The following is a 24,289-nucleotide window of genomic DNA, read 5'->3' on the forward strand; positions in this document are numbered from 1 at the left end:
TCCCGAACTCAGAAGTGAAACCTCTTAGCGCTGATGGTAGTGTGGGGTTACCCATGTGAGAGTAAGTCATCGCCAGCTCATTAATTCAAAATCCCCCTAGCTTAAACAGCAGGGGGATTTTTTTATGCTTTTAATAAAGTTATAGTACTTCAATATAAATAAAATTATTAAAAAATAATCCATGTATAGAAAATTTTATCCCAGCTATTTGCTGTTAAATCTCTGTATTTCAGTTATTTTTTTGGCTATTGGTATGTATCCTGATCATGTGTTATTGAACTACTGGATGGTGGTAATACATTGGATTCTCGGAATTGTGCTGATGCATATATTGATTATCCGTTTACCGGTTTTTAATCGCTTTTATATTAATCGAAAAAAATTATATTATTCTATTGTACAAACCCCAATATATAAGCATGCAGAGTATAAGGCAGCACCCGTAATGTCTGGATTAGTGGTCTTTGGCTTGGTGTGTACCGTGTTATATGTATTCAACATGACAGAGTTTTATGTTGAGTATGCGTTTATTGCAGGTTTATCTGCAGGGAGTATGAGTTTTTAGTATGCTCCCTAAACCATCTCTAAGGCTCATTGAACTGCCGTAGCAGCATGCTTTAATACGTCCTTTAAGTCTTCTTCAAAGGGGAGATAGGGGGTAAGTAAGAATCTCATCTCAAGATCATACCTTCACCATCTAGCAAGTTGAACGGTATTTATTTTCGTAGTGGGTGTAATGGTAGAGTTGCTGTAGAAAATAAAGAATAGATAAAAAGAAAACCCATCATCCTGACGGGGTTTCTTCGTATTTCGTGCTTTAGGTATAACTCCTGTCGTACCTCACGATCCTGGTGTACAAACTTATTATTGTTGTTTTCCGTTTGGGAAACATCCTGTTTCCTGATGAATTTAGAATACGAAAATTCTGTGTGTACGCCTAGCCTCAATTATCTTCATTCAATGTAAGCCAAAACGTACAAGGAGACTGAACTATTTATTGGAAAATTTCAGCCATAAAAAACCGCCTATGTCAGGCGGTTTGGAATCAGACTGCTTAAGCAAACATTTGGCTTGCTGCGCAATATAGAATCCATAGAATCGCAATTGCTACGACAGGTTCCAAAACTTTGGCCCAGCCTGGAACAGTCGGTTCTGCTGCTACTGTGCTTTCTACCGGCGCATGATCGGCTTGTTGATGTAACATTTGATTAAACTCCTTCATCGTATCATCTAATGATAGCTCTTCTTGGGGAAGGGGTTTAGAGCCCTTTAACTCTGTTAGCTCGTTTGTTGACCAAACCCAATCATCTGCCTGACCTGACAGATGTTCAATTTGACCCTGTAGTAGCTCTTTTAAGCCATTGCTGCCGAAGTTACCGGTTTCATCTAACTGTTTTAATTCGGTCAGTTGCAGGCTTAAAATTTCACTAATACCGTGTTCGAGTTCAGGTTTAGGCAGTTCAGACTGGTTGTGTACCGAAGTGGTCAGATGACGGGACACTTCCTGAATATACAGCGGATCGAGGGTCTTGATTTCCTGATAGAGCTTATTGTCATCTTCGCGCCACAGACGAATCAGTTTGCCTAGAGTTAGCGCATTGAGTTCCTGGATATATGCATTGCGGCTATCAGCATCGTACTGCTGCAAAAGCTGAGGCTTTTGAATTTTAACCTGATCGCTAAAGTATTGTACTAAATCAAAAGCCATGCATTTACTCCTATTTCTTTTTTAATCTAATAATCTTAGGCTTGGTTTTTTCTTTGGTGTTTCAGTTTGTTCCTCTGTGCTTGATTTTAAAGCATTTGGATCATTTTGGATATGTTCATATTCACTTGGATCAAAGAATAAACCCTGGCCATTTTCACGGGCATAAATTCCCAAAACTGCAGCAATGGGTACATAAATATCGCGTGCTACGCCACCAAAGCGCGCTGAGAAGCTGATCGCATCATTGGAGATGTGCAAGCCATGGACTGCATGTGGCACGATATTTAACACAATCTGGCCATCCTGAATAAACTGCTCTGGCACCATGGTGTTCGGTTGGGTAGCATCGACCAGAATATGTGGTGTAAGCTGGTTGTCGCAAATCCATTCATAAATGGCACGCACCAGATAGGGACGGGTTGGGCTTAAGTTGAGTTCCTGTTCAGACATATCTACTCTCTACTTATTTATTAAAAATTCGCTATAGCGGTTTTTTTCCTGCACGGTTAAGGATTTTACAAATGCAGGGCGACTAAAAATTCGCTGGCAATATAAATGAATCGGGCGGCAATGCTGTTTTGGCAGTTCAATGCCCATGGCTTTCAAGCGCAGGAAAATTGGGGCCAACATACAATCCAGGATGCCAAAGTTTTCCGCCATAAAATAAGGGAAATGCTGAAATAATGGTGTGAGTGAGACCAGTGTATCACGAAGCTGCTTTTGTGCCTTGGCCTGTGCTGCGCTATTCAGGGTATCTTCATGGCAAAGCAGGATATCGGCCAGCTTTAGCCAGTCCTGCTCAAAACGCCAGATGTATTGGCGCTGCTCTGCACGGGGTGCTGGTGCATCGGCATAGAGCCTGTTTTGCCGGTAGCGGTCATCGATATATTCGGAAATAATTGGGGCATGGAACAGTTTTAAATCTTGCTCTACCAGCATGGGTAGGCGATTATAAGGATTCAGGCTGGCTAAATCTTCATCTTCATGGTCGACCAGGACCAGATGATATTTAATATTCTTCTCAGCCAGTACCAGGCGAATCCAGTGCGAGCGGAAATCGTCTGCATGACTGTATAGTGTAATTCCCTGTAGCGGTGTATTTTCCAAGGACATAAATCAGTAAGCAGCAAAATGAATCAGTTAGGATACTAAAATTCAACCTAAAAAGCACGAAGCGAAAAAGGATGAATCGGGTGAAAATGGGTTAGATTATAAAAAAATAACAGGAGCGGCGCAGTATGATGATAAAACTTGTGTTTCTGATGTTCTGCTTAGGAATTGGGGTAGTGAACTATTATTTCAGCAAGGCCTTCTGGCTGCATGAGGGCAGTTGGGGTAAAGATGTACCTGAACAATAAATTCCTTTATCTTTAAAATAACAGCCAATAAAAAAGCCTTGGATAAACCAAGGCTTTTTGTCCAACTCGGTAAACGAATTAACGTTTAGAGAATTGAGGACGTTTACGTGCTTTACGTAAACCAAGTTTCTTACGTTCAACTTCACGAGCGTCACGAGTAACGAAACCAGCTTGACGAAGAGCAGGTTTTAAAGTCTCGTCAGAAGCGATTAATGCACGAGTAATACCGTGACGGATCGCGCCTGCTTGACCACCGATACCACCACCAGCAACAGTGATGTAAAGGTCATATTTTTCAGTTGCTTCAAGAAGCTCTAAAGGTTGACGAACAACCATACGAGCAGTTTCACGACCGAAATATTGCTCTAATGAACGGTTGTTGATCACGAGTTTACCAGTACCAGCAGATAAGAAAACACGTGCAGTTGCGGTCTTACGGCGACCTGTACCATAGTTAGTAGCCATGTGCTGTATCCCTTAGATATCCAAAACTTGTGGCTGTTGAGCAGTATGAGGATGCTCGCTACCAGCGTACACTTTCATTTTCTTGATCATTGCATAACCAAGAGGACCTTTTGGCAACATGCCTTTCACAGCGCGTTGGAAGATTTCTTCAGGTTTGTGAGCAACTAACTTTTCAAAGTTAGTTTCTTTTAAACCGCCTGGGAATTCAGTGTGGCGATAGTATTTTTTGTCAAGTGACTTGTTACCAGTTACTTGAACTTGTTCAGCGTTGATAACAACGATGTAGTCACCAGTGTCAACGTGAGGAGTATAAGAAGTCTTATGCTTACCGCGTAAACGACGAGCGATTTCAGTCGCAAGACGACCTAAAGTTTTGCCAGAAGCATCAACAACGTACCAGTCGTGTTGAACTTCAGCTGGCTTAGCGCTGAGAGTTTTCATTAAACCACTACCTATTATAGTTGGTTTGGACGGTGAATCAGTCCAAACAAAAAGGAGACGAGATTCTAAACGAAATTGTCGAGAACCACAATGAAAATATAAAATTTCAAGCGCTGTATTTTAATCAAAATCCTGAGAAAAGAAAAGACTTGCCAAGAACATCCATCTGCCGTGCCTAGTACTGATCAACTTTCAGCTAAATATCCGCCTTCAAAAGCAGTTTAGATTGCCCCAAAACCGGCCAATCTGCCCGAATCTTCAGCAGAATTCACGGCCGCTGCGGTCAAAGTCTGCTTATAATGGGAGATGCCTTATTGTTTAGGATCAATCATGCTGCCTTTATATGTGACCAGTGGTGAACCTGCCGGCATTGGCCCGGATATTTGTCTGCATCTTGCTGACCGTGTAGATGAGCGTCCCGTTGTGGTTCTGGCCGATCTGGCCATGCTGGCCCAGCGTGCGCAAGTGTTGAAGATGCCGGTAGAACTGATTGAATACAGCGGGCAAACTGCTTCTTCAGAAAAAGGGCAGCTCTATGTCGAGCATGTGCCTTTACAGCAAGCTGTGGTGATGGGCGAGCTGAATCCGCAAAATGCCGCTTATGTGTTGGAACAGCTACGTCGTTCGGCCGATTATGCCATGTCAGGCAAAAGTGTCGGGGTAGCGACTGCGCCGGTACAGAAGTCAGTCATCAATGACGCTGGTATAGCCTTTAGTGGCCATACCGAATATTACCAGGAGTTTGCGGGCGTGCCGCGCGTGGTGATGATGCTGGCCACCAAAACCCTAAGAGTGGCCCTGGCCACTACGCATTTACCGCTGCGTGCAGTGGCTGATGCGATTACCGCTGAACGTCTGCATCAGGTGATTGATATTCTCATCCACGATTTAAAATCCAAATTTAAAATTGAGCAGCCGAATATTCTGGTCTGTGGTTTAAATCCGCATGCCGGTGAGGGCGGTTATTTGGGCATGGAAGAAATTGAGGTGATTAATCCGGTGCTGGAAAGCTATCGCGCGCAGGGCATCCAGATAAGTTTAAGCCTGCCGGCTGATACCTTATTTACTCCGGAAAACCTAAAAGATGCCGATGCGGTTCTGGCGATGTATCACGATCAGGGCTTACCTGTGCTAAAATCGCAAGGCTTTGGTGAAGCCATCAATATTACTTTGGGCTTGCCGTTTATTCGCACTTCAGTTGATCATGGCACAGCACTCTCCCTCGCAGGCAGCGGTCTTGCGAAAAGCTCAAGCCTGAATGTGGCTGTTGATTTGGCGCTGGATTTAGCGCGTCACTGATCTTGTCTTTATTACACGTTGGAAATCTTTATGTATCAGATTAATGCCTTAAACCCGAAAGATGAAGGGCACCACACGCGCAAGCGTTTTGGTCAAAACTTTTTACATGACCAACGTGTGATTGCGAAAATTGTACGCTCGGTCAATCCGCGTCCGGGCGATAATATTGTTGAAATTGGCCCGGGTCTGGCGGCCTTAACTTCACCATTAATTGGTGAATGTGATGCCTTGACCGTGGTGGAACTGGACCGTGATCTGGCTGCCGGTTTGCCGGGGCGTGTGCCACATCCGGAACGTTTAACCATTATTGAAACCGATGCGCTGAAATATGATTTTAGCAATCTGTTTGAAGATGACCGTCCACTCCGTGTGGTGGGTAACCTGCCGTATAACATTTCGACCCCACTGTTGTTCCATCTCCTGGAATTTGGTGACAAAGTCAAAGACATGCACTTCATGCTGCAAAAAGAAGTGGTCGACCGGATTACTGCTGAGCCAAATACCAAAGAATACGGCCGTTTGTCGGTGATGATTCAGTATTACTGCAAACCAACTTTCCTGTTTGAAGTGCCACCGGGCTCTTTTAACCCACCACCAAAAGTGACTTCTGCGGTGTTTCGTTTAGAGCCGTATGAGGTGAAACCGATTGTGGCAAAAAATGAAAAGGCTTTATCGCGTCTGGTTTCGCATGTGTTTACCCAGCGTCGTAAAACCTTGCGCAATAGCTTAAAAGGCATGCTGGCAGAAGATGGTTTTGAAAAAGCCGGTGTCGATCCGATGGCACGTCCGGAAACCCTGACCCTGGCCGAATTTGTGGCTTTGGCAGATCAAATGGTGGTGTAAAACAACGATGGCACGTTATAACTATGTGATTGGCGATGTACAGGGCTGTTTTGAAGCCCTGAAAGCCTTGCTCAAGGAAATCCGCTTTGATCCGGATCAGGACTTTATCTGGTTTGCCGGTGATCTGGTGGCACGTGGTGAAAACTCGCTTGGCGTATTGCGCTTTGTGAAAAAGCTGGCTGATCGTGGTGTTGCGACCACAGTGCTGGGCAATCATGACCTGACTTTGCTGGCTGGTGCACGTGGCCTGAAAGAGATTAAAGACAAAGACCAGACCCGCGATGTGATTGATGCCATCGATAGCGATGAATTGATTGACTGGTTACGCAAGCAGCCGTTATGTGTCTGTCCGAATGAATCGACCATCATTACCCATGCCGGTATTCCGCATTTGTGGAGCGCGGAAAAAACTCAGGCGCTGGCCAAAGAAGTTGAAGCGGTGATTCAGCATGACGATTTTGCGGTAATGGATCATTTTCTGGCCGAGATGTTTGGCAAAGAGCCGGCCCTCTGGTCAGATGATTTGCAAGGCAATGAACGCTTACGCTGTATCGTCAACTATTTAACCCGCATGCGCCTGACTGATGCAGAAGGACGCCTGGAGTTCAGTTTTAAAGACAGTCTGGATGATCCGATGCCGGCCGGGTTTAAACCGTGGTTTGAATATGCTTCGGCTGCGGCTGAAACGCATAAGATTATTTTTGGGCACTGGGCCGCGCTGCAAGGCAAAACCATTTCCGCCCAGATTCAGAATGTTGATGGAGGCTGTGTCTGGGGGCATCAACTGGTGGCTTACCGTCTGGAAGATGACACGATTTTTCAGGTTGATAACCCGCTGGCTGATTTCTAACTACAATCGCCATAAAAAAGCCACATTATGATGTGGCTTTTTTTGTCTGTACTGATTGGTCTTTGTCGATGTGCAGCTTAGTCGATACGAATCCAGGTCTGATTGCGTCCCAGCACAGACACCCCAAGATTGGCTCTTAAAGTCAGGCGTCTTTTACTGCTGTTTAAACGGATTTTGGCATTATAGATTTTGCCAGCCAGCGGATCGATAACACGTCCGTGGTTATAGGTGCCGGTGCCTGCAACATGCTTAAGGCCTTGCAGGATTTTCATCCCTAAAATGGGCTGGTTGGTAAACGGTGCAGGGCAGTTCTGGCAGAGTTCGCGTGCCTGATAGCCGGGACGAGGTGTGACTTTCACAATAGTGCCGCTATAACTTTTATCGGCTTCCTGGCGAATCTGGATAATGGCTTTGGCCGCACCGGTTTTATCATCAATCTGCTGCCAGGTACCAGACAGATCATCGGCCCAGACATTGCTGCTCAAGAGCGTTCCGGTCGCCATTGTCAGCAATAATTTCTTCAACATAATTAACCCTGTTGCATCCCCTTGTTTTTAGAGGCTGCTATATTAGGTTAATTACTCCAGGAGTCAATAAAAGCCTTACCAGAACTGGGATTAGCGCAAAAACAAAGCCACAAATGTGGCTTCGTTAACAGATTAAAAACGGACTTATTCCATACGAATCCAGGTCTGGCTACGGCCAAGTGCCGATACGCCGATATAGCCGCGCAGGGTCAGACGCTTGCCAGTTGAATTCATCCGGATTCTGGCGTTATAGATTTTTCCTGCCAGCGGATCGATAACCCGGCCTTTTTCATAATTGTTGGTGCCTTCAACATGCTTCAGGCCTTTTAAGATTTCCATGCCCAGAATTGGCTGGTTGGTATACGGCGCAGGGCAGTTATTACAGGTTTCACGTGGCGTATAGCCCGGACGCGGAGTCACTTTAATGATTTTACCGGTATAGGTATTGTTGGCTTCTTTGCGTATTTCAATAATTGCTTTGGCAGAGCCGGTTTTATCATCAATTTGTTGCCAAACACCACTTAGGTCATTGGCGAATGCTGCAGTTGAGAATAGCAGGCTAGTGAATGCGGTGAGTAAAATATTCTTTTTCATTTCAATTCCTTTACCGGGTACAACTTTTATTTTTTATCCCTGTTTTCAGGTATAAGACCTGCGGCGCAGAGAGTCAACCCTTATTTTTATAAATTTCTATTTTTCAATATATTAGTAGAACATGCCACCTCCTGTGGCATGTTCGCATGTAGCTTAGTCTGCTTTAATCCAGGTTTGGCTACGGCCAAGCGCAGATACGCCGACATAACCTCTGAGGGTTAGACGTTTACCGTTGCTGCTCAGTTTGGCTTTGGTGCTGTAAATATTGCCAGACAGCGGATCAATAATCTTGCCGCCGCTATAGTTGAGTTTGCCTTTATACGCCAGTCCTTTTAGTACATCCATGCCTAAAATTGGCTGATTGGTATAGGGTGCAGGGCAGTCCACACAGGTGGTTTTCGGGGTATAACCCGGACGCGGTGTAATTTTGACAATTTTAGCGGTATAGGTGCCATTGGCTTCTTGACGAATCTCTAAAATGGCTTTGGATGAACCGGTTTTATCATCAATATTGCGCCAGGTACCGGAGAGATCTTCCGCGAAAATGCCGGCACTGAATGTGGCTGCCAGAAGTGCCACTGTATATTTAAATTTCCCCATGTTTCTATCCCTTTAATACACTTCAAAAAATTCAATTTTCATCTTAAGAATATTTTTTCATCAACACAAGATGTGAATATTGATTCTTGAGTCACATTTTTTGAATAAAGAGTATAAATGTTGGCAGCCAGACTGCGGTAAACACGGCATTCACCGCCATTCCAAATGCAGCATAACGTCCGGCCACACTACCGCGTTGCCAGGCTTGCGCTGTGCCAATTGCATGCGCAGCAAGGCCTAAGGCCAGTCCTGAGGCGCGCTCATCATTAATATGACGCAGCAGCAGCGGCGAGAAAGCGGCACCAATCACCCCAGATAAAATCACAATCAGAATGGCCAGACTGACCGGTGCTTCCAGTAGGGTGGCAATATTAATGGCAATTGGTGTGGTCACGGCACGGGTGGCAAATGCCATGATGTCATCGCCGGCCATATGTAAGAGATAGGCCAGTCCCATTGGCAAGGCTACGGCACTGATGCTGGCAAACAGCAAAATGCCCAGAATGGCTTTGAGCGGCAGATCATCATAGCGCATGGCCGCCAGCGGAATCGCCAGTGCCACGGTCACATAACCCAGCAGATGGTTAAACAGCGGATTGACCTGTGCCATATAATCTTCATAGGGAATGCCAAATACATACAGCAGTAGCACAATAAAAATCATGCCAAAGACAATGACCGGAATTTGCGGCAGTTTCTGGTTACAGGGTTTGGCAAGCAGATAGGCCACCAGGGTGATTAAAAAGCCATAAACAATTGCGAGCATGTTTTAATCTCCTAGAGCCAGCGTTTGGCCATTTTGGCATACAGCCATAACGGCAGTAGGGTGCTGAGAAACAGCACCACCAGAAAAGCCGGAATTTTATTGCCCATATGGGTCAGCATCAGCAGTGAGCCGGCACTAATCGGTAAAAAGGCAAACGCACTTTCTTTCATGATTTTATTGTTGGTATCGACAATCCGGGCTGGAATTTTATGCAGTCGGCGCCACAGGAAAAGCACCACCAGCAGGCTGAGTAAACCCATCAGGTTGCCCAGTTCAGGATGGTTGAAATAGGTCGCAATCCAGACGGCTGTTTCACGAAATACAATAATTAAGAGCAGTGTGCCAATCCAAGCTGGCCAGTCGATACGTTTAAGCCTGTTCATTTTTTATCAGTCGGTCATATTTTACTGTTCAAGTTTTAACTGATCTCATCATCAATTTCAAATTCTTCTAAAGGCCGTTTAAATTGCTGAGCCTTGGCACCCAGAATTTCGTCCAGCGGCAAGTGCGCCTGACGGATCATCTGTTCCAGTTTGGCCGGGGCCATATTTACGCGCAGATTCAGTTGTCCCTGCTCATCATAGTGCTCGGACTGGATTACATTCAGTTCATAAAACTGGTTGCGTAATTTGCCATAGGCCGGTTTTAACACCACATCAAAACTTTGAATCTGGCCCATCAGACATTCATGCACGGCCTGACGTAACAGCTCCAGTCCCTGACCGGAATGCGCAGAAATATAAACCCGCTCCGGCTGATGTGGCTTGGCATAGACAATTTTGGCTTGCTCGCCGGTGCAGTCGATTTTGTTATAAACCCTGAGCACCGGAACATCTGCGCCAATTTCTTTCAGGACGCGCTCAACTGCTTCAATCTGTTCCAGCATGTCCGGACTGCTGGAATCAATCACATGCAGCAACAAGGTCGCTTCCAGAGTTTCTTCCAGCGTGGCCTTAAATGATTCCACCAGCGAGTGCGAGAGATTACGGACAAAACCCACGGTATCGGCCAGCACCAGCGTACCAATCCCATCCCATTCCAGCCGGCGTAAGGTCGGGTCGAGCGTAGCAAAGAGCTGATCGGCGGCGTAGACATCGCTATTGGCCAGAATATTAAACAGCGTCGATTTGCCGGCATTGGTATAGCCAACCAGTGATACGGTAGGAACGGCGGCTTTTTGACGGGCCACACGACCCTGCATACGGGTCTGGCGGACTTTATCCAGTTTGGCTTTCAGCTGGCCCATACGAATTCTTAACAGGCGGCGGTCGGTTTCCAGCAAGGTTTCACCCGGACCACGTAAACCAATCCCGCCTTTTTGACTGTCCAGATTGCCGCGGCTACGAATCAGGCGTGAGGAGAGGTGATGCAATTGTGCCAGCTCGACCTGCAATTTCCCTTCATAGGTCCGGGCGCGCTGGGCGAAAATATCCAGAATCAGCTCGGTCCGGTCGACCACACGGCATTTCATGATTGTTTCAAGATTACGTGCCTGTGCCGGCGTCAACGCATGATCGAAAATCACCAGTTCAGCCTTGAGTTCTGCAACCAGCGCAGCAATTTCGTCCGCTTTACCAGAACCGATAAATAACTTGGCATCGGGTTTAATCCGCTGGGCAAACACATGCTGCAAAACTTTAGCGCCTGCAGACTTTGCAAGCAGATGAAATTCTTCTGCATCAAGGTCTTCTAAAATCTGTACGCTGACGCTCACGAGCACAACGCGTTCACCACCTTGATGTTGCTGGTAATCTGGCACCTGGGCATTTCTCCTCATGAAAATTCTATTCTAGAGCAAAAAGCGCCAGCTGCGTGAACTAGATGAAGATGATTACAGCAGCATGACAAAAAGCAGGCGAATCCTCACAATCCCCAGTTTGGAGGCTGTATCATCATTTCGTGAGATAGAGGAATGGGCAGTTTGATCGTTGCCTCTGATCCATCAGGATGATCATTACATCAAGGGATTTGCTGTGGATTTATCCATTGCAGCAAGACTGTAGAAGAATTGGCATAGCGCATTTCAATTGAGCGATCTGGACAGTTTTTCGATGCTTATGATCAATGTCTGGTCAATTGCTTCAAGATAGAATACAGTTCTCTGAACAATTCTTGCTGTGATTTTCGCAATTCACGATTATGCTATGTCTCAAGTTTCTTTATCTTCATCCGCTTCAATGAATAGTTTGTCCAAATTTTTTCTCTATTCTAAAAAAATCACTGCCGGTCTGGCAGCGGTGAGCGAAGGCTTTTATCTGGTGTATCGTCACAGCTTGTATAAGCAGCCGAATAATCCGCAGAATACCCGTTATGTGCAGCATTTTTGCCGTCAGTTGTGCAAGGTGTTCAATATTGAAGTCGAAGTGCATGGAGAAATTCCCACCCAGCCGGCCTTATGGGTCAGCAACCATGTGTCGTGGCTGGATGTGCCGGTGCTCGGTTCAGGTGCGCGGGTATTTTTTCTGGCCAAAGCTGAAATTGAGCAATGGCCGGTGTTTGGAAAGTTGGCCAAAGGTGGCGGGACCTTATTTATTAAACGCGGTTCGGGCGATTCAATTAAAATCCGCGACCAGATTACCCAGTTTTTAAAACAGGATGTGCCGGTACTGTTTTTCCCGGAGGCCACGACTTCGGATGGGACTAAAATTAAAAAAGTACATGGCCGTTTATTGGGCGCGGCAATTGAAGCGCAGCGTCCGGTGCAAATCTGCCTGATCTGTTATATCAACCAGCAGGGCGAGCTGGATACCGTAGCGCCGTTTATCAATGAAATGACCTTTATTGAGCATGTTAAAAATGTGCTGGAGATGCCGAAAGTCACCGCACATTTAATGGCTTTAAATCCGATTTCGGTAGAAGGGCATACGGTGGAAAGCCTGACCTCGCTGGTTCAAAACAAGATGATTGAGGGCTTGGAGCAGCTGCATCAAAAAGTCCTGATTCAGCAGGCCAGTGCTTAAGCTTTAACCTGTGTAGCAGGCTTACATAAAGCCTTCAATTGGCAGCCAGGAAATGATTTTCATGGCTGCTTTTTCATACCATTTCATTTTCGGTTCTTTAACAAATACGCGTTCTTCGCCTTTGCTGTTCACGACGCGCCAGTTAATGTTGTTTTGTGCATCCAGCACCAGACGGTAGGCATATTTGGATAAATTGGCATCCATGGTCTGATGCACCGATTTCGCCAGCGTCGGACTGTTGAGCAATACCCCAATTTCACTGTTTAAATAGGCTGAGCGCGGATCAAAATTAAAAGAGCCAATAAAGACCTGTTTTTCATCCAGTGCCATCAGTTTGGCATGCAGGCTGGAACGGCTCAGGCCTTTTAAGCTGACTTTGGCTTTTTTCGACAGTTCTTCGGTATTGCTGTTCAGATGCTCGGCCTCGGGTGCATATAAAAACTCATACAGCTCGACATCATTTTCCAGTAAGTCCTGACGGTATTTGGCATAAAACGCGTGTACCAGCGGAACGTCATTGGCCTTATAGGAATTGGTCAGTACCCGCACCTGTACGCCGTCATTGGCCAGCTGTTTTAAGCGGTCAGCCCCGGATTCTTCCGGCACAAAATAGGCCGAAATAATATCCACACTTTCAGTCGGTTTTTCCAGATGACTGAGCAGCTGGAAATTCAGTAATTCTTCTTTGGGTGCGCGGTCTTTAATCTTGCTTGGCGAGTCTTTCACCACTTCTGCTTTGACCCAGTCAAACTGGATTTTGTGGTTAAACCACTGTTCAATGGCTTGGGAGCGTGTGGCTAAATCAAGATAATTTTGTACCGCCACTTCTGCAGAATGGTCTTCGAGCTGCTGTTTCAGGCTTTCATAACGCAGATGATGCTGCTGTGGATTGACCAGCTGCTTGACCGAATAGGCATAATCATCATTCCAGTATTCATCAAAGGAGTGAATGATTTCATCGGAGGCAGAACCGACCAGCATCACATCGACATCGGAAAACTGATAGCTGTCGCTGACGTTATAATACTGGTTACTCATATTGCGCCCGCCAATCAGGGCAATCTGGTTATCGGCAATAAAGCTTTTATTGTGCATGCGCCGGTTGATACGTTTTAAATCTAGCACCATGTCCATGGCGCGGTATTTACGGAAGCGGTACGGATTGTATAGCTTGACGTCGATATTGCTGTGCTGGTCCAGCGCCAGATAAATACCTTCCATTTTCTTGGCATTGTTATCATCGACCAGCAAGCGCACTTTCACGCCGCGATCAGCTGCGCGAATAATTGAATGTAGTGCCAGCGCCCCGATTTTGTCGTTGTCCCAGATATAATATTGCAGGTCTAGGGTTTCTTCTGCCTTATCAATTAAATACAAGCGTGCTGACAGGGCTTCCAGCGGATCGTACAGCACCCGATAACCGGTCAGCTGCGGATTTTTTTCACGCAGCGGCAATACAATCTGGGCCAGATGGGTATGCTCGGTTGGCGTTTCAAAAGCCATTTGAACCGGATGTTCAATCTGTTTGGGCAGGGTTGAACAGCCACTGACTCCCAACACTAAACTGCAACTCAACAGCATGGCCGCGGTAGAAGAAGACATAGAACTTCTCGCGTATGTATTTGATTGCAAATTAAATTTGTCAGGATGTATCATATTGTCTAAAACAAGTCCAAAATTTGGTTTGAGTATAATTGCCAGCTGTGAAAAGATAAATATAAGAACGGACGAATTTAGTCGCCGGGGGAGAGTCGGGCATAACTATGTGGGATAGCCAATCAATTATACTGTATTTCTATATCGGCTTGGCCATACTGGCAGTTTGGGCCGTGTCACAGGCGTGGCGCAGTCAGGCCAATACAGAAACGATTCATCCCTTTAAAGCCTTTGTGCATCTGCTGGCCTTTTATCTATCCTATTTATTAATTCCGCTGTTCTTCTTTAGTATTTATGCCGGCTGGATTGGCTATTACTCCTTGCATGAAGCCATTTTTATCGGGCTGGTCAGTGGTGTGCTGGTCTATGCGCGTTTTATTGAACCGCATCTGATTTTGGTGAAAACCACCCGCTATCAGATGCTGCCCGATCAGCCGCTACAACGCCCAGTCCGAATTGCCCTGATTGCCGACCTGCATATAGGTCTATTTTCCGGGCATGAACGCCAGCTCAAGCAGATTGTCGCCAAGATTAACCAGGAAGAACCGGAAATGGTGCTGGTGGCAGGTGACTGGACCTATGAGCCGGAAAATAAACTGGCCGATGAGCTGGCAATACTAAAAGAGATTAAAGCGCCAATTTATTCTGTGACCGGCAATCATGATGAACAGTATCCTGGTCCGCCGATTCAGGAACTGCTCAAACATGCGCTTGAGGTTAATCATGTGATTGATATTGAAGGGCAGATTGTCGAGTTTGACGAGTTCCGCCTGATTGGGATTGGCGATTTATGGTCCGGCCGTACCGATATGCGCTATATGCCAGATTTACCGCAAGACAAGCCGTGGCTGATTTTGTCGCATAACCCTGATACGGTCGATATGGTGCCGAAATTGCCAACTCATCCCTTAATGCTGTCGGGACATACCCATGGCGGTCAGGTGGAATTGCCGTGGCTGACCGATTATGTGATGAAACGCGTATCTATTGTTGGTCATAAAAAAGGCCTGTACCGGCATGAACATGCCGATGTGTTTGTCACTGTTGGTACCGGAATGGTGGGTGTGCCATTTCGTTTCCGGGTACCACCGACCATTGATATTATTGAACTCTGCTAATGCCAAAGGGGGGCATTTTAAAAGACCCACCACAGCAAGGCGATCAGAATCACGACGCCAATCAAGACCAATACCCCGATATTCAGGCGGTGATTGTTCCGGTTTAAATCTTCAATGCCATTTGCCGCTGTTTCGACCGGGGCTTGTGCTTCGGTATGTAGCTGCGGGCGCGGTGGATCTTCAGTATCAAAATAAGGTGTGCTGATGTCGTCTATCGGTTTGGGGGCACATTCACCCTTGGAGGCATCCATGGCCAGACCGTGCTGGCGAATCAGTTCATCAATCAGCTGCTGGGCTTCTGCTTCAGTCAAATGACTGTCTGTTCTGAGGTACTGCACCGCTTCATGGCGTTTGCCATCATCCAGCAACAAAATAACTTTCACCAGTTGTTCTTCCCGAAGGGTTTCAATCAGACGATCCATACAATGACCTGCTGGTGGGGGATAAGCTTTTATTGTTTCTAAACTTGGCCAGATGCAATAGTGTGTTTGTGTATGATTTTGCATCACAGATAAAAAAACCAGCGTTATCTACACTGGTTTTTTTCAGTCAGATGAACATTTTAAATCTGGCTGTTGACATCATCATGCTTGGTTTCACGAATCGCCAAGAAGGCCAGAAGTGACAAGATAGATGCAGCTGTCAGGTAATAACCCACGGCAGCCAGACCATATTCGGTCGCCAGTTTGGTGGCAATCAGCGGTGCAAAAGAGGCACCGAAAATACCGGCCAGGTTAAAGGTCAGCGCAGACCCGGTATAACGTACCGAAGTCGGGAAAATCTCTGACAGAACGGTCCCAATTGGACCATAGGTCAGTCCCATAATCGCCAGACCAATACACAGGAACAGGAACACCACCAAGGTATTACCGGATTCCAGCATACTGGCAAAAACCAGACCAAAGAGCGCCGATACAACACACACACCAATAGACGTGGCTTTACGGCCAAATTTTTCTGCCAAAATCGCTGAGAGTGGAATAAACGCTGCAAAGCACAGGGTAGCAATCAGCTGTAATTCCAGGAAGTCGGCGCGGCTATAACCGAGCTGGGTGGTGCCCCAGTTGAGCGCGAATACCGTGGTCAGATAGAACACCACGAACGTACAGATCGCGGCAATGGTGCCTAAAATCAGCATGCCCCAATGTTTGGTCATGACTTCTTTAAACGGTACATTCACTTCTTTCTGTTTGTTTAAAACATTCTGGAAAGCCGGTGTCTCATGCAGTTTTAAACGAATCCACAGACCAACAATCACCAGTAAAGCACTGGAAATAAAGGGAATACGCCAGCCCCAGCTCATGAATGCTTCTTCGCTCATGAACGCGCCTAACAACAGGAAGGAACCGGTGGCCAGAATAAAACCAATTGGAGCCCCCAGTTGCGGGAACATGCCGTACCAAGCACGTTTGCCTTCCGGTGCATTTTCGGTGGCCAGTAAAACCGCACCTGACCATTCACCGCCCAAGCCCAGCCCCTGACCTAAACGGCACAGGGCCAGCAGTAACGGTGCGGCAATGCCGATTTGTGCATAGGTGGGTAACAGGCCAATGGCTACAGTGGAAATCCCCATGGTCAGCAGCGCAGCGACCAGGGTGGCTTTACGCCCAATACGGTCACCGAGGTGACCAAACAGTGCCGCGCCAATCGGGCGGGCAATAAAGGCAATGGCAAAGGTGGCCAGAGACTGAATGGTGGCGGTCATTGGATCGGTACTGGTCGGGAAGAACAGGTACGGGAAAATAATGACCGCAGCAGTCGCATAAATATAAAAATCGAAGAATTCGATGGTAGTGCCTACCAGACTCGCGGTGAGGACACGAAATTTTGAGTTCGTTGGTGCTGCTTCTTCATTGATTGCAGCAGAAGTTGATGACGCCATGAATGACCTTACACTTATTAAAAATAAAAAATTAGTTTTACAAGCGTAATCTTTTTAAAAAAGGCGTAATTTCTTAAAAAAACAACGGCAATCGTTTCGATTCAACGCGCTCAGGGTCACTGAAATGGAGAATCAAAACAATTAAATCACGTACAGATAGATAGACAGAAAATGTGATCCTGCCCCGATCAATACAAAAATATGCCAGATAGCGTGTGTGTATCTTACCCGTTTTAACGCATAAAACAATGCACCAATCGTATAAGAAATTCCACCAATCAATAAAAAAGTTAGCGCAGGTGGACTTAAAAAGCGTTGCATATCATCAATCACCAGAAGTGCTAACCAGCCCATCACCAGATAGGCAATCAGTGAAATTTTCTGAAACCGGTTGATGAAAACCAGCTTAAATACAGTGCCAATCAGGGCAATAATCCACAGTGCAATTAACAGATATTGCGCTTTGGCAGTAGGAATGGCGATAGACAGAAAAGGGGTATAGGTGCCAGCAATTAAATAATAGATGGCGGTGTGATCGAGCTTTTTATACCAGCCGCGGCGCTGCGGACTGTCGGCATAATGGTACAGACTGGACGCCGAAAACAATAGGAACATACTCAGCGCATAGACCCACAGCCCGATCCAGGGTCCGATAGTTAAATAACTGCCTTTAATCACTAAAAAAATACCGGCCACCAGCGCCAAAGCTGCGCCTATGGCATGGCTGATGAAGTTCATTCGTTCTTCAACCGGATCGTAGTCGGGTGCCAAGGGTGCATTCATAAGCGTGGGATCGTTATAATTAAAATATACGAATGTATAGTAATTCAATTTTGCATTTCGCGTAAGACGCTTTACACTTTAGCTGCAATTCATTTCAGGTTTTACTCATGTCTCAATTGGCGACTTCTCCCAATCCGGAACAACAATTTCTAGATGCGTTTCAGCAAGCCATTGAAACACAGCGTTTTGAGCGTTTAATTCTGAGTCAGTACAAAGGTGAACTTGAACAGCTGGAAAAAATGACCTTCCGGGTCATTTCTTTGCAAAATGAAGCTGTACTGAACTGTGTGTACCGATATAAAACCCAGGATGTCACCAAAAACTATCCGCTCACTGAGGCAGTGGCTCAGGTCAGCGCACTGCTAGGCTGCTGCAAACAGGCCAATTTATTGACCTTAGATGAAGACCTGCAGCTGAAAAAGAACAAGAAAAAAGCCATGCTGATGGTGAACAAGAAAAAAGCTGAGACTGCACCGGCAAGTGTCGCGCAAGGTCATGACCGCAGCAAACAGCGTTATGTCGAACAGGACAGCCCATTTTTGCAGCATTTAAGCATTACCGATCAGCATGGCCAGATCATTCCGAGCATGGCGCGAAAATGGAAACAGATTAATAAATTTGTGGAAATTTTCTCCGGGGCGGTGGAGCAACTCAACACTCAAGATCAGCCCTTGCATATTGTCGATTTTGGTTCTGGCAAAGGCTATTTAACTTTTGCCCTGTATGACTATCTGGCCAAGCATCAGCAGACGCCGTATGTGACCGGTGTGGAACTGAATCCGAAAATGGTCGCGTTCTGCCAGCAGGTGGCGCAAGATTCCGGCTTTCAGCAACTGGACTTTTTCCAGGGCGATGTCCGTACCTATGCACCGGAACAGCTCGATGTGATGATTGCCTTGCGTGCCTGTGATGTCGCCACCGACTTTGCCATTCACACCGGCATTCGCCTGAATGCACAAATGATTATGTGTGCGCCGTGTTGTCATAAAGAGTTACGTCCGCAGTTACAGGCACCCAAAGTGCTGCAACCGATGCTACAATTTGGCATTCATGCAGGACAACAAGCAGAAATGTTGACCGATACCATTCGTGCGTTATTGCTCAAAGCTTATGGTTATGACACCAAAGTTTTTGAGTTTGTCTCTTTGGAACATACCAGTAAGAACAAAATGATTTTGGCAACCAAACGCCAAAATTGGAGTGAACCTGATCAAGCAATTTTGGCACAAATTCGTGATTTAAAAACCATGTACGGTATTCAAAGACATTCTTTGGAGTTGTTGTTGAACGATCAATGGGATCAACAGGGCATTGGTTCGAAGTGCTAAGCAAGATGGATCAGGATAAAAAGATGCAAAATTATGAAATTCAATCGGGCACTTGGGGACAGTTTGCGACAGAGGCCAAATCTATTCGTGAGCAAGTCTTTATTCAGGAACAGCAGATTGCCCCTGAAGATGAATGGGATGCACAGGATGCAGTTGCCTTGCATTTTGTGGTTTATATAGCAAAGCAGGCGATTGCAACAGCACGCTTATTGGAAAATCACAGTATTGGGCGGGTCGCGGTACTGAAGTCACAGCGTGGTTTAGGTGTGGGACGTGTTCTAATGCAGCATATTATTCAGATGGCAAAGCAGCAGCAACGTCCGTGGGTCAAGTTGTCTGCGCAGGAACACGCGATTCCGTTTTATCAAAGCTTGGGTTTTCAGGTGGAGGGTGAATCGTATTTAGATTGTGGTATTGCGCATGTAGACATGCATTTAGTGTTTGAAAGTTGAATACAATGAAGATTGTGACATGGAATTGTAATGGTGCTTTTAGAAATAAAATTGAGCCTATTCTTCAATTTGATGCCGATATTTATATTATTCAGGAATGTGAGCATACGGAACAGGCAAAGAAAATTTATCGACAATATTTTTCTAATTTTGTTTGGAAAGGAAATAATAAGAATAAAGGCATAGGTGTTTTTACAAAAGATGCTTTATCACTAGAAGTATTAGATTGGCAAGACAACAAACTAGAACTATTTTTACCTATTCAAGTTAATCAATCCTTTACGCTCCTTGCTGTATGGGCAAAACATGCAAACTTTCCAACTTTTGCATATATTGGTCAAATTTGGAAATATTTACAGTTACATCAACTAAAAATGCAAAATATTCCGCTCATTATTGGTGGAGATTTTAACAGCAACTCACAGTGGGATGTTTGGGATCGGTGGTGGAATCACTCCGATGTCATACGTATATTTAATGATCTAAAAATAAAGAGTCTTTACCATCACATTTCTAATGAGAAACAAGGGCAGGAAAGTCAAGCAACATTCTTTTTACAGCGAAATTTAGCGAAGGCATATCATATTGATTATATGTTTGCTTCTGAGCAATTTTGGAAAATAGATCAAGCTAGCATGCAGGTGGGAGATCAAACACCTTGGCTAAGTTTGAGTGATCATTTACCACTATATTTTGATCTAGCACCCAAGTTTGAAAAATAGACCCTAAGAGTAGAGTCTATTTTCAAATGGTATTTAATTAGTGCCCATGTGCAGGTGCTTGCTCATGGCTTTCATCCATGGCAGCGTGTTCCGCTTCGGTCATCTGATGCTGTTCTGCGCTGGCAGCCGCACGAGCTTCACGCGCTTCGCGGTCAGCCTGAGCTTTGGCCAAAGCCTCTTCAGACATGGCAGGCGCATTTTTAAATGCATGTTGCTGGGTGTTGTGTTTATTCTGCTGGCTTGGCATATAGTCCGGTTCATTGCTCACGGCAAGATAGAACAGGCCAAGAAATAACGCACCTAAAACCGAGAAAATAATAAGTGCTTTCCAACCCCAAGGAGATTTTTCTGGAGATGAGTGGTCGGTCATAACAAACTGCCCAATTGGATAAAAAGAAAACTGAATCTGTTGAAACTTTATAACATAATTATTTCAAAGTCCAAGCCAAGAAAATGCTTTCCTTGCGCCGAGGCGCGGCTCAATACTGTCGCCAGAACAGACAAGAGGCCCTAAAGGCCTCTTGAATGCTACCCAGATGGATGGGTTTAAATTTGTTCGCCTTGCGCGACTTTATCTTTCAATAACTGCGGTGGGGCAAAACGCTCACCATAGCGTTGTTCCAGAGCTTGTGCTCGGTTTAACGCATCTTTTAGTCCATATTGATTCAGGAACTGCAGGGCACCACCTGTCCACGGGGCAAAACCAATCCCGAAAATCGAGCCGACGTTACCATCTACCACCGATTCCAGCACGCCTTCTTCCAGACAGCGCAAAGTATCCAGCGATTGGACAAACAGGAAGCGGTCAATCAGTTCCTGCTCATCGACAGTCTGCTCTTTTTTCCAGTAACTGAGGCCTTCCCAGAGCGATTTTTTGCCACCTTCAGGATAGTCATAGAACCCGGCGCCGGCTGCTTTACCTTTACGGTTAAACTGATGGATCATGGTTTCAATGACTTCATCTGCACCTGAGCGTGGGCGTTCTTTGCCTTCCGCCTGCAAGGCTTTGCGGGTTTCTGCCGCGACATGCTCGGATAAGGTCAGCGAGACTTCATCCTGAATCGCCAGCGGTCCAACAGGCATCCCGGCTTTGAGCGCGGCCATTTCAATTTTGGCCGGATGGATGCCCTCTGCCAGCATACGCAGACCTTCCTGCACAAAGGTACCAAACACACGGCTGGTAAAGAAACCACGACTGTCATTGACCACAATAGGCGTCTTGCCAATCTGCTGGACAAAGTCATAGGCCTTGGCCACGGTTTCACGATTGGTGTTCTGGCCTTTAATAATTTCAACCAGTTGCATCTTATCGACCGGACTAAAGAAATGCAGGCCAATAAAACGGCTTTGATCTTTCGCAGCTTGTGCCAGACCGCTAATGGGCAGGGTCGAAGTATTAGAGGCCATCACGCCATCGGCAGCCAGATAGCTTTCGGCTTCCTGGGTCACCTGTGCTTTTAATTGCTGATTTTCAAACACCGCTTCAATGATCAGGTCGCAGCTAGCCAGATCTGCCGCTGAGGCCGTTGGGGTAATGCGTGCCAGAATCTGGTCGTGTTTTTCCGCAGTCATCCGCCCTTGAGCAACTTTTTTATCCAGCAGTTTCTGGCTGTAGGCTTTGCCTTTTTCTGCATTTTCTATAGCAACATCTTTCAGGATAACCGCAATACCTTTAATGGCTGCAGCATAGGCAATTCCGGCACCCATCATTCCGGCACCTAAAATACCGACTTTTTTCGCCTGCCACTGCGGAATATCCTGTGGGCGGCTGGCACCGGATTTAATGGCATTCAGGCCATGCCAGAAGGTGCCAATCATATTTTTAGAGACCTGACCGGTCGCCAGATAGGTAAAATAACGTGATTCAATGGTCAGTGCGGTATCGACATCAACCTGTGCACCTTCGACCGCAGCCGACATAATTGCTTCCGGTGCTGGATAACAGCCTTTGGTCTTGTCACGTAAAATCGCCGGAGCAATCGCCAGCATCTGCGCCACGGCTGGATGTTTCGGATCACCACCCGGAATTTTATAGCCTTTTACATCAAACGGTTGTTGTGATTTCGTATGTGTTTGAATCCAGTCGATGGCTTTTTGCAGCATTTCATCTGCTGAGTCGGCCGTGTCATGGATCAAGCCCAAAGACAGAGCTTTTTCTACCCCAAACTGTTTGCCTTCGATTAAAAATGGAAAAGCGGTTTGCAGGCCGAGCAGACGTACCATTCGCACGATGCCGCCGCCACCTGGTAGCAGGCCCAAAGTCACTTCCGGTAAACCGAATCTGGTTTTGGGGTCATTCAAGGCAATGCGGTGATGGCAGCCCAGCGCCAGTTCCCAGCCACCGCCAAGAGCTGTGCCATTTAAGGCAGCCACCACCGGAATACCACGCGTTTCGATATAACGCAGCTGGGCTTTCATGCCTTCCACCATCTGGAAAAAATCGCTGGCCTGTTCCGGTTGAGCCTGAATCAGTTCATCGAGATCACCGCCGGCAAAGAAGGTTTTTTTGGCCGAACGGAAGATAATTCCGGCAATCTGTTCATCGGCTTTGAGTTTTTCCACGGTTTCCGCCAAAGCGGCACGGAAATCTGCATTCATGGTGTTGGTGGACTGGTTTGGCGAGTCTAGCGTTAAGATTACAATATTGTCGGCGTTTTTTTCGAATTGAATAGCGCTCATGCGGCTCCTCCTTAAACCAGTTCAATAATGGTGGCAATACCCATACCGCCACCGACACATAAGGTGGCCAGACCACGTTTTTTGCCCTGACGTTCCAGCTCATCCAGCAGGGTGCCTAAAATCATGGCACCGGTGGCCCCGAGTGGATGACCCATGGCAATTGCACCGCCGTTGACATTGACTTTGGCCGGATCGACCTGCATCTCGTTAATAAACCGCATCACCACCGCCGCAAAAGCTTCATTGACTTCAAACAGGTCAATGTCCTCAATGCTTAAGCCAGCTTTGGCCAGAGCTTTACGGGCTGCCGGTGCAGGACCGGTGAGCATGATGGTCGGGTCAGCACCAACCAGTGCCGTGGCCAGCACTTTGGCGCGCGGTTTTAAACCCTGTTCCTGTACGGCTTTTTTCGAGGCCAATAACACCAGCGCGGCACCATCGACAATACCGGAGGAGTTACCGGCATGATGCACATGCTGAATTTTCTCGACTTCAGGATATTTTTGCAGGGCGATGGCATCAAAACCCATCTGTCCCATCATTTCAAAACTTGGATTGAGTTTGGCCAGGCCTTCCGCGGTGGTATTCGGCTTAATAAATTCATCTTTGGCTAGAATTACAACACCGGCTTTGTCCTTGACCGGCACAATTGAACGCTCAAAATGACCATTGGCCTGCGCAGCCGCGGCTTTCTTTTGTGACTGCTCGGCAAAGGCATCGACATCGGCACGGCTATAGCCATCAATGCTGGCAATTAAATCGGCACCAATGCCTTGCGGGACAAATTTCGAGGCCATGTTGGTTTCCGGGTCCAGCGCCCACGGGCCGCCATCTGAACCCATTGGTACGCGGGACATTGACTCCACTCCACCGGCGACGACCAGATCTTCCCAGCCAGAGCGGACTTTTTGCGCGGCCAAGTTCACGGCTTCTAGACCTGAGGCACAGAAACGGTTGATCTGCACACCTGCCACATCATTGTTCCAGCCGGCAGCAATCGCTGCTGTTTTGGCAATATCGGCACCCTGATCACCGACCGGTGTGACGCAGCCCAGCACAATATCATCGACCTGTGAAGTATCCAGCTGATGGCGCTGTTCTAATTCACGCAACAGGGTGGTGACCAGACTGATTGGTTTCACTTCATAGAGTGAACCATCTTTTTTTCCTTTTCCGCGTGGTGTGCGAATGGCATCAATAATATAAGCCTCGCTCATGTGCTATCCCTTTGATGAGTTTTAAATTGTTATGCTTTTTG

The 24,289-nt window shown here is 46.5% G+C and carries 26 protein-coding genes; 8 read left to right on the forward strand and 18 right to left on the reverse strand.

Going from position 1 to position 24,289, the window contains the following annotated elements:
- Positions 1-1,054: 1,054 nt before the first annotated feature.
- From FTU67_RS09885 to rplM, 5 genes are all read right to left on the reverse strand, one after another.
- Positions 1,055-1,708: a hypothetical protein gene (locus tag FTU67_RS09885; RefSeq protein ID WP_005175723.1), complete on the reverse strand. Its 654-nt coding sequence runs from the start codon at positions 1,706-1,708 to the stop codon at positions 1,055-1,057.
- 21 nt (positions 1,709-1,729) lie between these two features.
- Entirely contained in the window at positions 1,730-2,158 is a 429-nt protein-coding gene (locus FTU67_RS09890; RefSeq protein ID WP_005175725.1) for a ClpXP protease specificity-enhancing factor, read from the reverse strand.
- Positions 2,159-2,167: 9 nt separating this feature from the next.
- Positions 2,168-2,821, reverse strand: coding sequence for a glutathione S-transferase N-terminal domain-containing protein (locus FTU67_RS09895; RefSeq protein WP_168384832.1), 654 nt, complete (start codon positions 2,819-2,821; stop codon positions 2,168-2,170).
- A 323-nt stretch (positions 2,822-3,144) separates the two neighbouring features.
- On the reverse strand, positions 3,145-3,531 hold the full coding sequence (gene rpsI / locus FTU67_RS09900; RefSeq protein ID WP_004785251.1) for a 30S ribosomal protein S9: 387 nt from the start codon (positions 3,529-3,531) through the stop codon (positions 3,145-3,147).
- A 12-nt stretch (positions 3,532-3,543) separates the two neighbouring features.
- Positions 3,544-3,972, reverse strand: a complete 429-nt coding sequence (gene rplM, locus FTU67_RS09905; RefSeq protein WP_004857442.1) for a 50S ribosomal protein L13 — start codon at positions 3,970-3,972, stop codon at positions 3,544-3,546.
- 330 nt (positions 3,973-4,302) lie between these two features.
- On the opposite strand from rplM, the gene pdxA reads away from it, so the two are divergent.
- Genes pdxA through FTU67_RS09920 form a run of 3 tightly spaced genes read left to right on the forward strand, consistent with a single transcriptional unit; the run spans position 4,303 to position 6,964 of the window.
- A complete protein-coding gene (gene pdxA, locus FTU67_RS09910; RefSeq protein ID WP_180006869.1) occupies positions 4,303-5,271 on the forward strand; it encodes a 4-hydroxythreonine-4-phosphate dehydrogenase PdxA in 969 nt (322 codons plus the stop codon).
- 30 nt (positions 5,272-5,301) lie between these two features.
- A complete protein-coding gene (gene rsmA / locus FTU67_RS09915; protein ID WP_180006868.1) occupies positions 5,302-6,114 on the forward strand; it encodes a 16S rRNA (adenine(1518)-N(6)/adenine(1519)-N(6))-dimethyltransferase RsmA in 813 nt (270 codons plus the stop codon).
- A gap of 7 nt (positions 6,115-6,121) precedes the next feature.
- Entirely contained in the window at positions 6,122-6,964 is an 843-nt protein-coding gene (locus FTU67_RS09920; RefSeq protein WP_160243508.1) for a symmetrical bis(5'-nucleosyl)-tetraphosphatase, read from the forward strand.
- Positions 6,965-7,041: 77 nt separating this feature from the next.
- On the opposite strand, the gene FTU67_RS09925 is transcribed toward FTU67_RS09920, so the two are convergent.
- From FTU67_RS09925 to hflX, 6 genes are all read right to left on the reverse strand, one after another.
- The gene (locus tag FTU67_RS09925) at positions 7,042-7,491 is read right to left on the reverse strand and encodes a DUF2147 domain-containing protein (protein ID WP_016659798.1); all 450 of its coding nucleotides are present in this window, start codon (positions 7,489-7,491) and stop codon (positions 7,042-7,044) included.
- Between the two features lie 144 nt (positions 7,492-7,635).
- Positions 7,636-8,085, reverse strand: coding sequence for a DUF2147 domain-containing protein (locus tag FTU67_RS09930; protein WP_016659799.1), 450 nt, complete (start codon positions 8,083-8,085; stop codon positions 7,636-7,638).
- A 153-nt stretch (positions 8,086-8,238) separates the two neighbouring features.
- Positions 8,239-8,685, reverse strand: a complete 447-nt coding sequence (locus FTU67_RS09935; protein WP_075167922.1) for a DUF2147 domain-containing protein — start codon at positions 8,683-8,685, stop codon at positions 8,239-8,241.
- Between the two features lie 91 nt (positions 8,686-8,776).
- Positions 8,777-9,451 (reverse strand): LrgB family protein, encoded by a 675-nt coding sequence (locus FTU67_RS09940; protein WP_016659801.1) that lies wholly within the window; start codon positions 9,449-9,451, stop codon positions 8,777-8,779.
- Positions 9,452-9,462: 11 nt separating this feature from the next.
- The gene (locus FTU67_RS09945) at positions 9,463-9,834 is read right to left on the reverse strand and encodes a hypothetical protein (protein WP_045794996.1); all 372 of its coding nucleotides are present in this window, start codon (positions 9,832-9,834) and stop codon (positions 9,463-9,465) included.
- A 35-nt stretch (positions 9,835-9,869) separates the two neighbouring features.
- The gene (gene hflX, locus FTU67_RS09950; RefSeq protein ID WP_180061710.1) at positions 9,870-11,228 is read right to left on the reverse strand and encodes a ribosome rescue GTPase HflX; all 1,359 of its coding nucleotides are present in this window, start codon (positions 11,226-11,228) and stop codon (positions 9,870-9,872) included.
- A 367-nt stretch (positions 11,229-11,595) separates the two neighbouring features.
- Here hflX and FTU67_RS09955 point away from each other — a divergent pair, with 367 nt between their 5' ends.
- Positions 11,596-12,411 carry a 1-acyl-sn-glycerol-3-phosphate acyltransferase gene (locus FTU67_RS09955; RefSeq protein WP_034597361.1) on the forward strand — a complete coding sequence of 272 codons (816 nt, stop codon included), beginning with the start codon at positions 11,596-11,598 and terminating at the stop codon, positions 12,409-12,411.
- A 21-nt stretch (positions 12,412-12,432) separates the two neighbouring features.
- On the opposite strand, the gene FTU67_RS09960 is transcribed toward FTU67_RS09955, so the two are convergent.
- Positions 12,433-14,013, reverse strand: coding sequence for a phospholipase D family protein (locus tag FTU67_RS09960; protein WP_168382188.1), 1,581 nt, complete (start codon positions 14,011-14,013; stop codon positions 12,433-12,435).
- A gap of 161 nt (positions 14,014-14,174) precedes the next feature.
- Between FTU67_RS09960 and FTU67_RS09965 the strand changes: the two genes are divergently transcribed.
- Positions 14,175-15,185 carry a metallophosphoesterase gene (locus FTU67_RS09965; RefSeq protein WP_104470660.1) on the forward strand — a complete coding sequence of 337 codons (1,011 nt, stop codon included), beginning with the start codon at positions 14,175-14,177 and terminating at the stop codon, positions 15,183-15,185.
- Between the two features lie 17 nt (positions 15,186-15,202).
- Here FTU67_RS09965 and FTU67_RS09970 read toward each other — a convergent pair whose 3' ends face one another.
- From FTU67_RS09970 to FTU67_RS09980, 3 genes are all read right to left on the reverse strand, one after another.
- Entirely contained in the window at positions 15,203-15,607 is a 405-nt protein-coding gene (locus tag FTU67_RS09970; protein WP_005175774.1) for a hypothetical protein, read from the reverse strand.
- Between the two features lie 140 nt (positions 15,608-15,747).
- Positions 15,748-17,067 (reverse strand): MFS transporter, encoded by a 1,320-nt coding sequence (locus FTU67_RS09975; protein ID WP_075167916.1) that lies wholly within the window; start codon positions 17,065-17,067, stop codon positions 15,748-15,750.
- Positions 17,068-17,208: 141 nt separating this feature from the next.
- Positions 17,209-17,850 carry a hemolysin III family protein gene (locus FTU67_RS09980; protein ID WP_160241586.1) on the reverse strand — a complete coding sequence of 214 codons (642 nt, stop codon included), beginning with the start codon at positions 17,848-17,850 and terminating at the stop codon, positions 17,209-17,211.
- Positions 17,851-17,957: 107 nt separating this feature from the next.
- On the opposite strand from FTU67_RS09980, the gene FTU67_RS09985 reads away from it, so the two are divergent.
- From FTU67_RS09985 to FTU67_RS09995, 3 genes are read left to right on the forward strand one after another with little or no spacing between them, the layout of a single operon-like run.
- Positions 17,958-19,178 (forward strand): SAM-dependent methyltransferase, encoded by a 1,221-nt coding sequence (locus FTU67_RS09985; RefSeq protein WP_180061711.1) that lies wholly within the window; start codon positions 17,958-17,960, stop codon positions 19,176-19,178.
- Positions 19,179-19,201: 23 nt separating this feature from the next.
- Complete coding sequence (locus tag FTU67_RS09990) at positions 19,202-19,630, forward strand: GNAT family N-acetyltransferase (protein ID WP_180057403.1); 429 nt, start codon at positions 19,202-19,204, stop codon at positions 19,628-19,630.
- A gap of 5 nt (positions 19,631-19,635) precedes the next feature.
- On the forward strand, positions 19,636-20,352 hold the full coding sequence (locus tag FTU67_RS09995) for an endonuclease/exonuclease/phosphatase family protein (protein ID WP_180057406.1): 717 nt from the start codon (positions 19,636-19,638) through the stop codon (positions 20,350-20,352).
- A 37-nt stretch (positions 20,353-20,389) separates the two neighbouring features.
- On the opposite strand, the gene FTU67_RS10000 is transcribed toward FTU67_RS09995, so the two are convergent.
- The 3 genes from FTU67_RS10000 to FTU67_RS10010 form a co-directional block, all read right to left on the reverse strand.
- The gene (locus tag FTU67_RS10000) at positions 20,390-20,722 is read right to left on the reverse strand and encodes a hypothetical protein (protein WP_016659810.1); all 333 of its coding nucleotides are present in this window, start codon (positions 20,720-20,722) and stop codon (positions 20,390-20,392) included.
- Between the two features lie 176 nt (positions 20,723-20,898).
- On the reverse strand, positions 20,899-23,031 hold the full coding sequence (locus FTU67_RS10005; protein ID WP_180006864.1) for a 3-hydroxyacyl-CoA dehydrogenase NAD-binding domain-containing protein: 2,133 nt from the start codon (positions 23,029-23,031) through the stop codon (positions 20,899-20,901).
- An 11-nt stretch (positions 23,032-23,042) separates the two neighbouring features.
- Positions 23,043-24,248, reverse strand: coding sequence for an acetyl-CoA C-acetyltransferase (locus FTU67_RS10010; RefSeq protein WP_180006863.1), 1,206 nt, complete (start codon positions 24,246-24,248; stop codon positions 23,043-23,045).
- Positions 24,249-24,289 lie beyond the last annotated feature (41 nt).

This window comes from Acinetobacter sp. YH12132 (assembly GCF_013418645.1).
GTDB lineage: Bacteria > Pseudomonadota > Gammaproteobacteria > Pseudomonadales > Moraxellaceae > Acinetobacter > Acinetobacter indicus.